The sequence below is a fragment of the Rhodococcus sp. EPR-134 genome, from assembly GCF_001647205.1.
In the GTDB taxonomy this organism is placed as follows: Bacteria; Actinomycetota; Actinomycetes; order Mycobacteriales; family Mycobacteriaceae; genus Rhodococcus_F; species Rhodococcus_F qingshengii.
The window spans coordinates 1-14,791 of sequence record NZ_LVCT01000418.1; the positions used below are offsets into that span (position 1 = coordinate 1).

A 14,791-nucleotide genomic window follows, 5' to 3' on the forward strand; every position below is an offset into this window, starting at 1 on the left:
GGGAACCCGGTTGGGATTGACGCCATGACCCGGCGCTGGCCCCTGGACCGGATGGACTCGACGGGCGGCGAGTACCACAGGGCGGCGAAAAGATTCGGAGATCTTGTAGGACCCGGGCGAGCTGTCGGCTCGCGATGCGATCGGAACCGCGCGAGGACCACTCGTGCGCGGTCCGCAACGAGGAGGACCTGAGATCGTGAAGCACTCGATACCACACAGCACCCGGGTAAAGGAGCGCGCGGTGAACTTCACCGCCGCCGCCAGATCCGCCGTACGAGCGTTACCCCGGTACACAGCCTCGGCAGGAGCGTTCCTGCGCGAGAACATAGTTCGTGCGCCGGCGAGCGCACTGTTCGTCCTCGTGATGTGGGCGGCGGCGATCGCGACGTCGAGTGTCGGGCACGGCCCGAGCCCATCGGTGTTGGCTCAGGTCGGTGTCGGGACCGAGTCACTGCGGCAGGGCCGAGTGTGGACACTGCTCTCGGCCGGTCTGTGGTCGGCGAGCCTGACCGGGTATCTGCTTGCGACGCTTCTGGTGCTGCTCGTCGCTGCACCGCTCGAGAAGCGACTCCGAACGCCGCGATGGGTGGCGGCCGCGGTGCTGACACAACTGGGTGGAACGGCCGGCGGGGTGCTGTTCACCTCGATCACCGAGCGTATCGGCCTGCGATGGGCCTCGACGTTGCACAGTGGTGTCGCGGTAAGTCCGACCACGTGGATCGTCGGGGTGCTCATGGCGTCGACGGTGTCGATGAGCACGTTGTGGCGGTGGCGGGTGCGGGTGGTGACGGTGACGTTGTTGATCACCCTGGTGCTCTTCGGTGGTCACCTGCAAGACGTCATCCGGCTCGTGGCGGCAGCGATCGGGTTGAGCGTCGGCCCGCTGCTGCTCGGTCGGCCGACGCGGCGTCAACCGATGGTGGGAACGCAACGAGAGGGTCGTCTGCTCATTGCACTCGTGGTCGCGGCCAGCGCAATCGGTCCGATCCTGGCCGCACTCTCCCCGAATGCGATCGGCCCGTTCGCCGGGTTGAAAGATGTCTTCGGCGGATCCGAGGCCACAGTGGGCGATATCCGCGCACTGTGCGCGGCAGGAGGGGATCCCCAAGAATGCAGGGAAGGGCTTGCTGCACTGAGGCTTTCCGGGATCGGCCCCACACTGTTGGCGATCATGCCGACGGTGTTCGTCCTGGCGGTAGCGGACGGGCTCCGGCGTGGTCGGCGCGGTGCCTGGTGGACCGCCGTAATCGCTCAGGCGGTGCTGATCGGGTTGGCCGTGCTCAACGTGGTGCTGCGCTACATCGACAGTGTCACACCGGGTTCGGTGTTCTACGGCCTGGACGAGACATCGCAGATCGCGAGATCGGCGATACCGGTACTGACTCCGATCGTCATTGTGGCGTTGTTGCTGTGGTCGCGTGGATTGTTCGATGCTGCCGCGCCGTCGGGAACGTACCGCCGGTTCGGGTACGCGGCGGCGGTGACAGTGGCAACCCTGTTCGTGGTCTTCGTCGGTGCCGGCTGGCTTGCACGGGCAGGGTTCGACCCGGTGGCCACACCGACCGCGCTCATCGCCGAATTTCCCAACCGTCTCATCCCACCGGTGGACCTGCAGTGGCTCGACCCACGCCTACTACCCACGAACACGCCAGCGACGCTGCTCTTCGAGTGGACAGGAGTGGTGTTCTGGCTCGTGCTGACCGTCGCCATGTTCCGAACCTTCACCAAACCCGCCTACACAGTCGACTCCGGTGATGTCGTCCGCGCCCGCGAAATCCTGCGGTCCTTCGGCGGGGGATCACTGTCGTGGATGACCACGTGGCCGGGGAACCAGTACTGGTTCGACGACTCGGGCACGGGCTTCATCGCATATCGGGTGATCGGCCGTGTCGCTGTCACCACCGGCAGCCCGGTGTGTCCCCCGGGCGATCTGCGCGCAACGCTGCTCGGATTCGCGGACTTCTGCGTCGGGAACGGCTGGACACCGTGCCTGTATTCGGTGTCGGGCGAGGTTCGTTCGGTCACCGACACGCTCGGGTGGTCGAGTGTGCAGGTCGCCCAGGAGGCGGTCCTGAACTTGTCGACCCTGGCGTTCACCGGGAAGAAGTTTCAGGACGTGCGTACAGCACTCAACCGCGCCGGGAAAGCTGCTGTGCACGCCGAATGGCTCTCCTACCCGGACGCACCCTTCGCGATCACCGACCAGATCGCGGCCATCTCCGAAGAATGGATGACCGACAAAGGCATGCCCGAGATGGGGTTCACCCTCGGTGGACTCAACGAACTCGACGACCGCGATGTCCGCTGCCTCATTGCCGTGGACGAGCACCGCACGGTGCACGCTGTCACCTCCTGGATGCCCGTCTATCGCGACGGCATCGTGGTGGGGTGGACGATGGACTTCATGCGCCGACGCGCCGACGGTTTCCGGCCGGCCATCGAGTTCTTGATCGCTTCGGCTGCGATGATGGTCAAAGACGAAGGCGCACAGTTCCTCAGCCTTTCCGGTGCTCCGCTGGCACATGCGGTGACTGCTGCATCATCGGATTCACCGGCCACAGGGGTGATGGATCGATCCCTGGACCTGCTCGGGCGAACTCTCGAACCGGTGTACGGCTTTCGATCACTGCTCGCGTTCAAATCCAAATTCCAACCCGAATACAGCCCGATGTACATGGCGTTCCCCGATCCAGCAGCGTTGGCGAGCATCGGCAGTGCAATCACCAAGGCGTATCTGCCGGAGCTGTCCACAAGGCAAAGTGTTCGCCTGGTGACCGCATTGCTTCGGCGATCCTGAGGTGTGTCGCCGTCGCCACCACCTGCATCCACCACGGCAACGGCCGCGACATCCGGCACACCGCATCCGCAGGATGCTCGGCTAGGCACACCGAACGCAGAGATCGCGTCGGTTCACGGAATCGACCGAGTCATCCTGTGGCCCCGGTTCCTCTGACAGTCTCGTGTCGAGACGGCTCTACGGTGTCGTTCGGTCCGGTGAGTGCAACGACAACGCTATCCGTGGGCACAATTCGACGGCCTTGCGTGCATCACCCAGTGATCTCGATCGCACAACAGGCGCAGGGCTCGCTGAAAGCGGATATCCCCACTCGTCGCGGGAGAGGATCTCGGGGAGCAATTCGGTGCACAGGCCCCGGCCGTCGCAGCGTGTCCAGTCGATGTGAAGCTGCATGTCGGATGTTCGGTCGGTTCTCATCGGTTTCCCCAGAGAGCTCTCGCTTCGCAGTGGCCGGTGCTGTGCAGGCGCACGTCGTCGGCGAATGCGGTCAAGGCCGACCGGACGAGCCGTACGGTTCCGTCGGGATGGTGGCATGCACCGCGCCCGTCGACGAGCCCGGCATAGCGGCGGATCTCGTTCAGCGTCTGTTCACCGGGACGGTGGTAGGCGAGGTCGCCGAACACCGATGCCAGCCGGGGGAGCCCGTTCAGGCAAGGCCCGCATTGACCGGCGCTTTCCCGTGCAAGGTAGTCGACGATGTCGGCCGTGGCACGAAGACCGCAGGTGTCGACTGCAAGCGCGTGTACCACTCCCGCTCCCGGACTTGCGCCTATCGCGGCGAGTGATTCTTTCGAGAGGCGTCGCCCTGCGAGGTCCGCTCGGTTGATCCAGGTTCCGTGATAACCGCCGACCAGGACAGCGCGAGTGTGGTCTATGTCTGCTCGTCCGATATCGCCGACAACCCACTCGAGTCGGCTTCCGATCGGTACCTCGACAACGCCGGGGTTGTGCACCGCACCGGACAACGTCACGAGCATCGTTCCAGGTTCGCTGGCAGTTCCGGACGCTCGGAACCAGTCGACGCCGAATCGCGCAATGGTGGCGACGTGCGCGAGAGTCTCGACATTGTGCACGAGAGTCGGGCGCCCCTTCACTCCCGATTTCGATGACGATGTCAGCGAGGATCGCGGAATCGGCGGCTTCCCCTCGACCGCCGCGATCAGAGCCGTTTTCTCCCCGGATACGAAGCGTCCGGCGGACGCGACGACATGGACATCGGTGCGATCCCAACGACTGTGTCGCCGTTCGGCGATGGCGTTGCGCAACCGTTCGGCATGCGAGGCGGGTACGACCAGGAATGCATCCGTGGCGCGCACTGCGGCCGCGGCAATCGAGAGGCCGTCGAGAACGAGATGCGGTGAATCGGACAGTAGGACAGCGTCTTTGCTGCTCAGCGGTTCGCCCTCGGATCCGTTCGCGATCATTACCGGGCGGCGACCGGTGATGGCGGCCATCTTCGCCCCGGCCGAAAAACCTGCGCCACCGCGCCCGGCCAGGCCGGAACGTGAGACAGCCGCGATGACCGAATCATCGCCCGCAGGCACCGGCCCGAACATGTGCGCATGTCGGTCGAGGTCGAACGCGGCACCGGACAAAATGTGAGTGAGGCTCGAGGTCGTCATCGCTGTGCTCCTGCTCGGGTGTGGTGAAATTCGAGGAAGTCGTGGCGGAGTCGGAACGTCGTCGCGGCTGTCACCAGTGCCGCGCACACTGCAGCAATGGAGAGGAACCATGCGTGTCCGACGTCGGTTCCGTTGCCCAGGGCATGGGCGAGGGCAATCGGCCACAGGGCGTACGTCGACCAGTGGACGACTCGAAATGTTTTGTGCCCCAGTCGGTGCTTCAGTAGAGCGGTGGCGACGACGACGATGATCAGATCCACGGCGAGGGTGCCGAGGCCGAGCCAGAACGGCCGGTACTGCCCGAGAAACGGGAGCACCGAGTCGATGACGTTCAGCTGTGCGTAGGGATCGAAGAACAGTGAACCGACGTGGATCGCGATGAGCAGCGACCCCAACAGGGACGTGTTCTTGTGGAGTTCCACGACGCCGAATCGTGGGAGCGTCAGGATCGGTCTCCCCGATCGCGTCACCATTCCCGATGCCATGGAGAGGGTGAGTAGCACCAACGCCGCGATGCCTGTTCCCCGTCCGAGTGCCCACAATGCCTGATCCATCAGTGCTCCTCGGTGATCGGATGTCCGATGTGGGCACTGTTATGGGGCCATCCGGGTGTCAGTGTCGTGTCGCCGTCGGCGTCGATCATTCGGGCGGGAAGGCCGTTGTCTGTCAGCCATCGAACGGCCGACGGGCCTTTCACGATGGCGGCGGTACTGGCCGTGTTTGCCAGAAAGCAGCTCTGTGCGACGACGGTGACTGTGCACCAGTATGGGTCGGCAGGAACTAAGAGTTGCGGGTCGAGGATGTGGTGAGCAGTCTTTCCGCCTTTCGACCATCGCCTCCGCAGGGTGCTCGACGTGGCAACTCCGACGCCCGATCCGATGGTGATCGTCGTCGATGGTTGGTTGTCGCCGTCGGACACTCGAATATGCCATCCCGTGCTCGGTTGCGGACCGCTCGTCGAGATGTCACCTCCGAGAGAGACGAGAACTCCGCAGCCGAGTTCGGACGCGACGAGTGCCGCGCAGCGGTCGGCTGCCAGCGCTTTCGCGGTCGCTCCCAGGTCCAGTACAACGCCCTCCGGAACCGTGAGCACGCCGTCGTGCAGGGTCACCATCGTCCAGTCGGCGCGGCGTACGAACGACACGGGTGTGGAGGAACCCTCGGATGGTGGTTCGAGCAGTGAGAAGTCCCGGTCGTAGCCCAGCTCGATCATCGCCGAGCCGAGCGTCGGGTCCACTGCACCGTCGGTGAATTCGGCTGCCTGTAGCGACGCGTGCACGAAGTCGGCGAGTACGGCACCGACGGGGGCGGGCCGGATATGTGAGCCGGCCAGGTTCATGACATCGGAATCGGGCCGGAACCTGCTGCATGCGCGATCGACCGCGTCGAGTTCGCTGCGCACCATCGATTCCGCAGCCTCGAGCGACATCGGGTCGGTCACGACGAGATGAGCGTCGGTGCTCCATATCTGCCAACGGGACTCGGCTACCGAGTCATTGTCGGCGACAGTACTCATGAGCCGTGGGTGGTGCTGTGTGGTGTTCCGGATCCCGACGAGACACGTGGCGAGGTGCCGAATGGGTTCGTGGTGGTGCTGGTTCCGTTGGCTGATTGCTTAGTCGAGGTCGTATCCGAGACAGTCGCTGCGTTGGCTGTACCGGTGTTCTGGGTATCGAAGAATGCCAGGGTCGAGGTTCCGATCACGACGGCGACCCCGATTCCTGCCACTGCCGCAGTGGCGATACGCGTTCTACGAAAGCCGGATTCCGGTGTAGTCATGCGAGGCCTTTCCGATATCGGCCCGCGTGGTCGAGGGCCTCGAGATCCAGAGTGTGCGAGTTTGCTGGGAAGACGCTGTGCGTGCGCTGCAACTCGGGTACGAACTTTCCTGGACGATCGATCGCGAACCTTGTGTGTTCTGCGGAGGTCGACCAGTCGATGGACTTGGCTTCATAGTGCCCACAGGGTGCTGAAAGAGCGCTGAGAGTGGTCCGACCCAGCGCCGTTCTAGCCCATCCCGTTCATCCTCAAGGGACCTTCAGCAACACGCGAGTAAGGCTTCTTATAGGGGGTTTGGTGGTATCTCGGTCGGCCGCTCTTCGCTGCGTCGATGCGCGGCCTCGGTGACGACGCTAATCTGGATACTACCGATCATGTAGTAGTTGATGAACTGTTCTGAGAGGGTTCACATGGGCGACGACGTGTTGGCGTTGACGACACCACAGCTCGATATCTGGCATGCCCAGCAGCTGTCGCCGGACATCCCCTTCGTGATCGCCTACTATGTCGAATTGACCGGCAGCGTCGATGTCGATGCGCTGCTGAGCAGTGGCCTGCGGGCCCACACCGAGTATTCGTCGGCTCCGATGCGCATTGTCGATGCCGCCGGTCGTCCCAGTCAGACCTTCGCTGGCAGCGTCCGTGATGCGGCTCAGACGGTCGACCTTCGCGGCGTCGAGCATCCACGGGAGGCTGCCCTGCAGTGGATGGAGCGGGACTGCCGAAGCCCGTTCCCACTCGACGGCTGCTTGGTCCGGCTCCGGCTCTTCCGCCTGTCCGACGATCATGTCCTGTGGTACACCTGCGCCCACCACATCTCGCTGGATGGATACGCCTCGGTCCGAGTACTCGAGCGCGGCGCAGCGATCTACACCGCCGTGATGGCCGGCGAAGAACCAGCGCCCCACGATGCGACGTCACCGGCGGCGTTCGTGGAGGAAGACCGACAGTATCAAGGGTCGGCGCGGGCACGACGAGACCGTGACTTCTGGCGCGCATCGGCACTCGAACACTCCCGTACCGGGGTGTTGTCGCTCGCGGGCAGTGCTGCACCGCAACCGATGTCGATGACCGCAGGCGGTGTCGCCGCATCGAGCCAGCACGCTGTCCTCACGCCGCTCGCTGGCCGCACGACGTCGAGCGTTGTCATCGCAGCATTCGCAGTGTTTGTTGCCCGCATGACCGACTCGACCGACGTGCGACTGTCCCTCCCGGTGTCCGCTCGCTCCACTGCGCTGCTACGGCGCGGCGGATCGACTACCTCGAACGTTGTGCCCCTGGACCTGCCAGGCATTGGACGCACGACCGTCGGCGGTGCCATCAAACTGACCGAGACAGCCCTCGGCACGGTACTGCGCCACCAACGATCCAGGCCCGGCACATCGTCCACCTCACCCGGTGAATCACCCCTCTCGGCAGCATCTTTCGGACCCACGGTCAACGTGATGATGTTCGCAAACAGTGTCCGCCTGGGCGGTGTCGACGGGCAGATCCACATCTTGACCACTGGACCGGTGGCCGACCTTGCCGTCGACATCTACCCCGGCCGCACCGGCCAGGGCCCCCGCATCGACTTCGAGGCCAACCCAGCCGTCTATCCCGCCGGCGATCTCGCCCTCCACCACAAACGGTTTCTTCATCTCCTCGACGGATTCGCAGACCCGAACGTCACCGATACCGCCGTCTGCGACCTCGAGTTGTTCCTGCCGGACGAACCACCCACCGCATCGACCGGGGCCGCAGCGACTTCGAGCATGACTCTGATCGACGCATTCGACGCTGCGGTGCGGAACGCGGGAGAGCGGACTGCGGTCGACGACGGAGACACAGTATTGACATATCTCGAACTGAACGAGCGTGTCGACGACCTGGCGGGGAGGTTGACAGAGCGGGGGGCCGGACCGGAAGCTGCAATCGCAGTGTGTATATCACGATCCATCGCGTCAGTCATCGCGTTCTGGGCGGTCGCTCGCGTGGGTGCGGTCTACGTGCCGATCGACCCGAAACTGCCCGATAGCCGGGCCGACTACATCCTGCGGGACAGCCGCGCTGTCCTCGGGCTCAGGTCGAGTGCAGAACCCGCCTGGACGGGCGGCGGAATCGACTGGCTCGACATCGGCGTCGCCGGCAGCGACGAAACCCGGCGTCGACCGGCGACGCGCAAGGCTTCGCTATCGAATGCGGCGTACGTGATCTACACCTCGGGTTCGACCGGTGAGCCGAAAGGCGTCGTCGTCACCCACGAGGGCATCGGAGCATTGGTGCAGCAGATCGAGGTGAGCTATGGTCTCGATGCCTCGTCGAGAGTCTGCCATCTCACCTCGCCAGGATTCGACACCGCCATCGTCGAACACCTTGCATCAGCGGCAGCAGGGGCGACCCTGGTCATCGCCCCGCCGCAGGCATACGCGGGCCCCGAGCTGACGCAACTGCTCGCGCGCCGCCACCTCACGCATCTGCTGATCACGCCATCTGCGTTGGTGACACTGGGTTACTCCGACCTCACCGACATCGAGACGATCATCATCGGAGGCGAATCGGCACCGCGAGACGTCGTCGCCGCATGGTCCCCAGGGCGTCGGTTACTCAACGCGTATGGCCCCACCGAAACCACATGCAGCGTCACCATGACCGATGCCCTGGTCGCCGGAGAGGCAATCGGTATCGGAACCGCCATGGTGGGAACTGAAATCCACCTCCTCGACCGGACCCTGCGACCGGTTCCGACCGGGGCGGTCGGTGAGGTCTACATACCGACCACCGGAATCGCACGGGGATACGGCAACCGGGCCGCCGCCACCGCATCGAGATTCGTGGCAGACCCGCTCGGCGGAGCCGGTCGACGACTGTTTCGCAGCGGCGACATGGCACGAGCGAGATCCGACGGCTCCCTGGCGTTCGTCGGAAGGACCGACGACCAAGTCAAGATCCGTGGCAATCGCATCGAACTCGGTGAAATCGATGCCGCACTCCGGACGCACCCCCGAGTCACGGCGGCTGCATCCACCACCCGCCGTACCCACAGTGGTGACCTACGCATCGACGGATACATCGTCTGCGACGGAGCGCAGCCGCTCGATCCGCAGGAGGTTCGAGGTTTTCTCGCGAACATACTTCCGGGATCTGCAGTTCCCGCGACCATCACGGTGCTCGAGTCGATACCGCTGACCGTCAACCGCAAACTCGACCGAACTGCGCTACCGGAGCCGAAGCGCGACGTCGCAATCGGTGTGGACACAGAACCCGGGAGCTGTACAGAAGATGCTGTTGCGCGGGCATTCAAGGATGTTCTCGGCCTTACGGTCATCGACATGCATGCATCGTTCTTCGCCCTGGGCGGCGACTCCCTCACTGCAACCGGAGTGATCGCACGCCTGAACACCGAACTCGGTGTCGACATCGGGATACGAGACCTGGTGGATGCAGGATCGGTACGGGCACTCTCGACATTTATCGAGGCGCATCCAGCCGATCGGCCCCGCCCAGGGCGTCCGGTGCCGGGCGCAGCGGAGAGCATTGCGGTGATCCCACTGGCACCGCAGCAAATGCACATCGACCGCGCAGCACAGCTGCCGCTGTACAACCTTCCGTTCGCCGCGGAGATCACCGGACCGTTCGACACCTCCGCGGCCGAAGCAGCCTTCGTCGATGTGCTCGTCAGACATCGGAGCTTGCGCACCATCTACCCGGATTCACCGTGGGGTCCGCGGCAAGTCGTTGTCGACGATCCAGCGCGGTTGCAGTCCGTTCTCGGTATCACTGCGTTCGATCCGCGCGCGGTCGACGAGGTCCTCGCCGCAGCGTTCGATGTTCGCGGTGAGCTTCCGATTCGGGCGACGCTGTTCGAGAAGGCACCGGGCATCCACCTTGTTGTGTGCTCGGTGCACCACATCGCAGCAGACGGTTGGTCCCTCCGCCTACTGGCCCAGGATTTCACTGTCGCCTACCGAGCTCGTGCATCGGGACGCGCACCGGGCTGGCCGAAGATGCCGCTGCAGTACACCGACTTCAGCATTTGGGCAGCGCAGCGCCCGGGGTCGCCGGATCTCGACTTCTGGAGCCGAGAATTCGAAGGCCTCGCTTTCGATACTGCTGTCGAGACCGACCGACCCAGATCCTCGTCCTGGGACGTCACCGGCGACAGAATCGACCTGCAGCTGGCCGTCGACATCACCGACGGGCTCGATCGGGTCGCCCGCGCCAATGAAACCGGCCGGTTCACCGTTCTGCGGGCCGGTCTCCTGGTGCTTCTCGCCCGTGCTACCGGCACGAGCGATCTCGTCATCGGGACGCCGATCGCCGGTCGCAGAGATCCGGAGCTGGAAACGATCGTCGGTACGTTCGTCAATACTGTTGCGATCCGATCCGATATCGCCGCAGCGGCGACGTTCGAGGACGTCATCGCCATTGCGCATGCCAGCAAAGTACGGGCACTGGATCATTCGGATGTCCCTTTCGAGACGGTCGCGGCACATATCGACCCAGGACCGCATCTCGGGCGACATCCACTCTTTCAGGTTGCGCTCTCGTTGGATGTGTTCACCGACTCGCACTTCGATATCGGCGCCACGCACGTCGACATCACGCCCCGACCGTTGGACATCGCGAAATGTGATCTGCATTTTCACCTCGTCGAGCGACGCGACGCCGTCGGCCGGACGATCGGGATGGACGTTGGAATCGTCTACCCCACAGCATTGTTCGATCGAGGCACGGTGCAATCGTTGGGGGAACTCTACGAGCAAATTCTTCGACGAATGATCACCGGCCCGGGAGAGCCGTGGTCGACAGCAGCTTCAATACTACAACTCGTGTAGTATTTAGTGGTGGCCGTGTGGTGTGCACGCCCAGACAACAGGAGATCCGTGTGTCGACGATCAATGGCCTGCCCGCTCATGTGCTGCTGGTGCACTTCATCGTGGTGCTCGCCCCGCTCACCGCATTGCTCGCCATCGTGTCGAGTATCTGGGCTCCGGTGCGCCGCAGGCTCGTCTGGTTGATCGTGGTGCTCGCGGTCCTCACACTTGCCTTGACGCCGTTGACCACCGATGCGGGGGAATGGCTCGAGAAGCGAGTTCCGGAGGGGGCCTCGGTGCAGACGCACGCCGAACTCGGCGACTCGATGCTCTACTTCGCACTGGGACTGGCTCTTGTCGCAGCCCTGCTCGTGGCGCAGCACATTCGGGATCGCCGCGGGACGCGGCCGGTCCGGTGGCAATCGATCGCTGTCGCTGTACTCGCTGTCGTGGTCGGAGTGGCCACGATGGTGCAGGTGTATCGGATCGGAGAGTCCGGGGCACGCGCGGCGTGGGAGGACGCAGTGTCCTCCGCGCCCGCACCAGTCGATCCTGTTAAGTGACGACGAAGGGCCGACAGTTACCCTTTCGGAGAACACTGATCGGTACTGACCTGAACAGGAGTCGAACATGGCAGATCCAGTGTCCGGTGGACACGAGGCCGAACCCCACGGCGATGTCGGGGGACGCTTGAACTGGCTCCGTGCGGGAGTTCTGGGGGCCAACGACGGCATCGTCTCCGTTGCCGGATTGGTGGTGGGAGTCGCGGCCGCAACCGCAGAACGCGGACCTGTGCTCACGGCCGGTACCGCAGGCCTTGTCGCCGGGGCGGTGTCGATGGCACTGGGGGAATACGTTTCGGTGAGCACTCAGCGCGACACCGAACGATCCTTACTCGACAAAGAACGCCGAGAACTGGACGAAGAACCCGAACAGGAGCTCGCAGAGCTCATGGCGATGTACGAGGACAAAGGTTTGTCACCGGAGACTGCCCGCATCGTTGCAGAAGAACTGACCGCCCAGGACCCGTTCTCAGCTCACGTCGATATCGAACTGGGAATAGATCCGGACGCGTTGACGAGCCCGTGGCAGGCCGCTCTCTCATCGGCGATCGCGTTCGTCACTGGTGCACTACTACCGCTTCTTGCGATCGTGCTGCTTCCGGCGCCGATTCGAATCGCTGTGACGTTCGCGGTGGTCGTTGTAGCTCTGGCCGCGACCGGAACGATCAGCGCATGGCTCGGGGGAGCCCCGCGCCGGCCCGCGGTGACGCGAATAGTGACCGGCGGGGCAATCGCCATGATCATCACCTACGGCATCGGGCAGCTGGCCGGCGTCGCGGGAATCTGACGTACGCCTTCCGGTGGGGGGGAGTTCCTCAACGAAAGACAGAGGTCGGGTTCTCGCCGACTTCCGGAACGATCACGTCCTGCGCTACGTCGAACAATCCCAGTGAGATCGCCGCAAAAGCCGTGATCGACACCAGTGCGGCGATCACGACCGAACGGCGTGGAGGCGGAGGCGGAGGCGCGGTCAGAGCGCGGACACGGCGTACGACGTCGCCGCCGGTGCTTGACAACGAAGTCGAGTGCCGCGCTAGGTGGGCGCGGAGCAATACCGTCTTGGCCAGGGCCGACATGGTTGCATGTCGGTCGTATCGCGCAGCCCACTCGTCTGCGTGGCGTTCGGCCGCGTGGCGGACGTGGCCGACGACGGGGCGAAGCAGCGGGTCGAACTGTGCTGCGAGCTCGACCGTCTGCGTGAAGAAGGTGTGCCGGAAGCGAAGGTGCGCGCGTTCGTGCTCGATCACCGCAGTGAGTTCGGCATCCGACAGGGCCGCGACGAGCGCTGTCGTGATCACCACTGCGCCGCCACCGGAGGCGACGGCGAAGGCGTCGGGCTCGGTCGATTCGACGAGGACGGTTCCGCCGCGTACGTCGGCCTCGGCTGCGAACTTCGCAGCATCTCGTGAGCTGGCGACGACGCGAGCGATGTGTCCGGCGGCTAGTGCGAGCCTGTAGACGACCCACCCGATCATCCCGAAGCCGGCGGCAATTGCAATGGCAGGTGGTGAGGCGATCAGTACCGATGCCAGCGCCGTCGTGGACGCTGCGACAGAGAAGGCCGTGACTGCCACCAGGACAGGGATGACCGTCACCGTTGCCAGCGGTGCTGCATCGTCGTCGACCGGGCCGCAGTATGTTCTCAACGCGACCGACATGATCCACGGCAACGCGGCAACGACGAGCAACAGAATCATGTTCGGTGGTCCGAGTTCCGTGCGGAACCTTCCGAGAGCAGCTTTCGGAGGACGGATTCGTCTTCCGGATCGAGGGAGGCAACGAAGTTGGCGAGAACGTCGGCTCGTTCAGCTCGCGTATCGAGTTCGGTCCGCATCCGCATCGCTGCTCGTAAGGCCGGTAGCTCGTCGACGGGAGCGCGGAGGGTGTAGACGTACGATCGTCCGCGTCGTTCTCGGTCGACGAGCCTCTTTCCGTGTAGTCGCCCCAGCGCCGTCATCACTGTCGTATGCGCAAGATCGGATCCGAGTAGCTCCCGAGCTTCTGACACCGCCAACTGATGATGCTCACCGAGCAATCGAAGGATCGACTCCTCCAACTGTCCGGATTCTCTGCGCACGGCTTCGACCTCACTTTTCGGCTGTCGTTCAAGGATATGCCACCGAAAACGACCCTGGGGCCAGCTGGTACGCACCTACAGAGTCGACGCACGTCCCGACCGCCGTCGTGCTGAGCCCGCATCCGGTCCTGGGGTTCGACTGTCTGGGGATGACGCAGCTGCGTGCTTGTCGGACGGCTGCGTCTCCGGCTCCGTAGTCGTACACATCTCTCGGCATCTCGACGGGATCCGCACGTCATTCACCGCCTGGTCGGTGGCGCGGCGAGAAGGACGCGGATCTGTCCGTCGAGACCTACAGCCGAGCACGAGGGAACGCGCCGACGGTGGCAGCAGCGAACTTCGGTACGCACAAAGAAAGTCCCTGCATGAGTGGTCGATACAGGGATTCGGATGTCTTTCGATCCGCCGACAGGCGTGCGTCGACCGGGCTCCTTGTCGCGCTCGCCAGGTCACCAAATCTGTGTATTCCTACAAAAGTCCGCGACGATGCGCGTTCGAGTGTGAAGTCGGGGCGTGCAGCGATTCGGGCCACCGATGTCGATGCCAGGTCGATGGATACACGTTAATCGCCGGGAACGTCGACACGACTTCGACTGCACCGCTCCGGTGACCTGTATTCGCCCCTGACAGCAGCCGCTCGCCCTGTCGAAATATACGGGGAGGGGGTATGGTGCAAGCCATCCCGTCATATACCCCCTGGGGGTATGTTACCAAGAATGCAAACGAAGGGGCATCGTGATAACCACGAACTACCGAGTCACCGGCATGACGTGCGGGCACTGCGAAGCATCGGTACGCGAAGAAGTCAGCGCCGTCGTCGGGGTCGACACGGTCGAAGTATCTGCAGCTGCGGGAACGCTGACGGTGACCAGTACCGACGAGCCCGACCACGTTCGGGTCATCGCCGCCGTCCACGAGGCCGGATACACAGCCGAACCGCAACCCGCGGATTCACGCACCGCGTAGCCGTTCGACCTTGTTTCGAGAGAAGGATCTACCGCGATGAACAACCACACACAGTCCGACGCTGGCGGAGCCGAGACGGCGGACACTCAACCGGGCCACGATGCATCCGGACACAGCGCAGCCCACTCCGCACACGGCGAGAAGGAACACGAGGGCCATACCGGGCACGGTGGCCATGCCGGTCACGGCGA

The 14,791-nt window shown here is 64.0% G+C and carries 12 protein-coding genes; 5 read left to right on the top strand and 7 right to left on the bottom strand.

Going from position 1 to position 14,791, the window contains the following annotated elements:
- Window positions 1-241: 241 nt before the first annotated feature.
- Entirely contained in the window at window positions 242-2,797 is a 2,556-nt protein-coding gene (locus tag A2J01_RS19200; RefSeq protein WP_231915839.1) for a bifunctional lysylphosphatidylglycerol flippase/synthetase MprF, read from the top strand.
- A 177-nt stretch (window positions 2,798-2,974) separates the two neighbouring features.
- Here the strand turns inward: A2J01_RS19200 and A2J01_RS19205 are convergent, their stop codons facing one another.
- From A2J01_RS19205 to A2J01_RS19225, 5 genes are read right to left on the bottom strand one after another with little or no spacing between them, the layout of a single operon-like run.
- Window positions 2,975-3,214, bottom strand: a complete 240-nt coding sequence (locus A2J01_RS19205; protein ID WP_030537370.1) for a ferredoxin — start codon at window positions 3,212-3,214, stop codon at window positions 2,975-2,977.
- A complete protein-coding gene (locus A2J01_RS19210; protein WP_030537371.1) occupies window positions 3,211-4,419 on the bottom strand; it encodes an NADH-ubiquinone oxidoreductase-F iron-sulfur binding region domain-containing protein in 1,209 nt (402 codons plus the stop codon). The genes A2J01_RS19205 and A2J01_RS19210 overlap by 4 nt, the downstream gene beginning before the upstream one ends.
- Window positions 4,416-4,973, bottom strand: coding sequence for a ferric reductase-like transmembrane domain-containing protein (locus A2J01_RS19215; protein WP_064113341.1), 558 nt, complete (start codon window positions 4,971-4,973; stop codon window positions 4,416-4,418). Before A2J01_RS19215 ends, A2J01_RS19210 begins: the two co-directional genes overlap by 4 nt.
- The gene (locus A2J01_RS19220; RefSeq protein WP_030537373.1) at window positions 4,973-5,935 is read right to left on the bottom strand and encodes an FAD:protein FMN transferase; all 963 of its coding nucleotides are present in this window, start codon (window positions 5,933-5,935) and stop codon (window positions 4,973-4,975) included. Before A2J01_RS19220 ends, A2J01_RS19215 begins: the two co-directional genes overlap by 1 nt.
- The gene (locus A2J01_RS19225; protein ID WP_030537374.1) at window positions 5,932-6,198 is read right to left on the bottom strand and encodes a hypothetical protein; all 267 of its coding nucleotides are present in this window, start codon (window positions 6,196-6,198) and stop codon (window positions 5,932-5,934) included. The genes A2J01_RS19220 and A2J01_RS19225 overlap by 4 nt, the downstream gene beginning before the upstream one ends.
- Before the next feature lie 410 nt (window positions 6,199-6,608).
- Here A2J01_RS19225 and A2J01_RS19230 point away from each other — a divergent pair, with 410 nt between their 5' ends.
- The 3 genes from A2J01_RS19230 to A2J01_RS19240 all read left to right on the top strand — a co-directional run bounded on the left by A2J01_RS19230 (window position 6,609) and on the right by A2J01_RS19240 (window position 12,344).
- Window positions 6,609-11,015: a non-ribosomal peptide synthetase gene (locus A2J01_RS19230; protein ID WP_064113342.1), complete on the top strand. Its 4,407-nt coding sequence runs from the start codon at window positions 6,609-6,611 to the stop codon at window positions 11,013-11,015.
- Between the two features lie 50 nt (window positions 11,016-11,065).
- On the top strand, window positions 11,066-11,557 hold the full coding sequence (locus A2J01_RS19235) for a DUF2231 domain-containing protein (protein WP_003943426.1): 492 nt from the start codon (window positions 11,066-11,068) through the stop codon (window positions 11,555-11,557).
- Between the two features lie 67 nt (window positions 11,558-11,624).
- Window positions 11,625-12,344 carry a VIT1/CCC1 transporter family protein gene (locus tag A2J01_RS19240; RefSeq protein ID WP_030537376.1) on the top strand — a complete coding sequence of 240 codons (720 nt, stop codon included), beginning with the start codon at window positions 11,625-11,627 and terminating at the stop codon, window positions 12,342-12,344.
- A 28-nt stretch (window positions 12,345-12,372) separates the two neighbouring features.
- Here A2J01_RS19240 and A2J01_RS19245 read toward each other — a convergent pair whose 3' ends face one another.
- Window positions 12,373-13,254: a M56 family metallopeptidase gene (locus A2J01_RS19245; protein WP_030537377.1), complete on the bottom strand. Its 882-nt coding sequence runs from the start codon at window positions 13,252-13,254 to the stop codon at window positions 12,373-12,375.
- Entirely contained in the window at window positions 13,251-13,634 is a 384-nt protein-coding gene (locus A2J01_RS19250; RefSeq protein WP_037126985.1) for a BlaI/MecI/CopY family transcriptional regulator, read from the bottom strand. The genes A2J01_RS19245 and A2J01_RS19250 overlap by 4 nt, the downstream gene beginning before the upstream one ends.
- A 735-nt stretch (window positions 13,635-14,369) precedes the next feature.
- On the opposite strand from A2J01_RS19250, the gene A2J01_RS19260 reads away from it, so the two are divergent.
- The gene (locus tag A2J01_RS19260; RefSeq protein ID WP_003943444.1) at window positions 14,370-14,600 is read left to right on the top strand and encodes a heavy-metal-associated domain-containing protein; all 231 of its coding nucleotides are present in this window, start codon (window positions 14,370-14,372) and stop codon (window positions 14,598-14,600) included.
- Window positions 14,601-14,791: the final 191 nt, after the last annotated feature.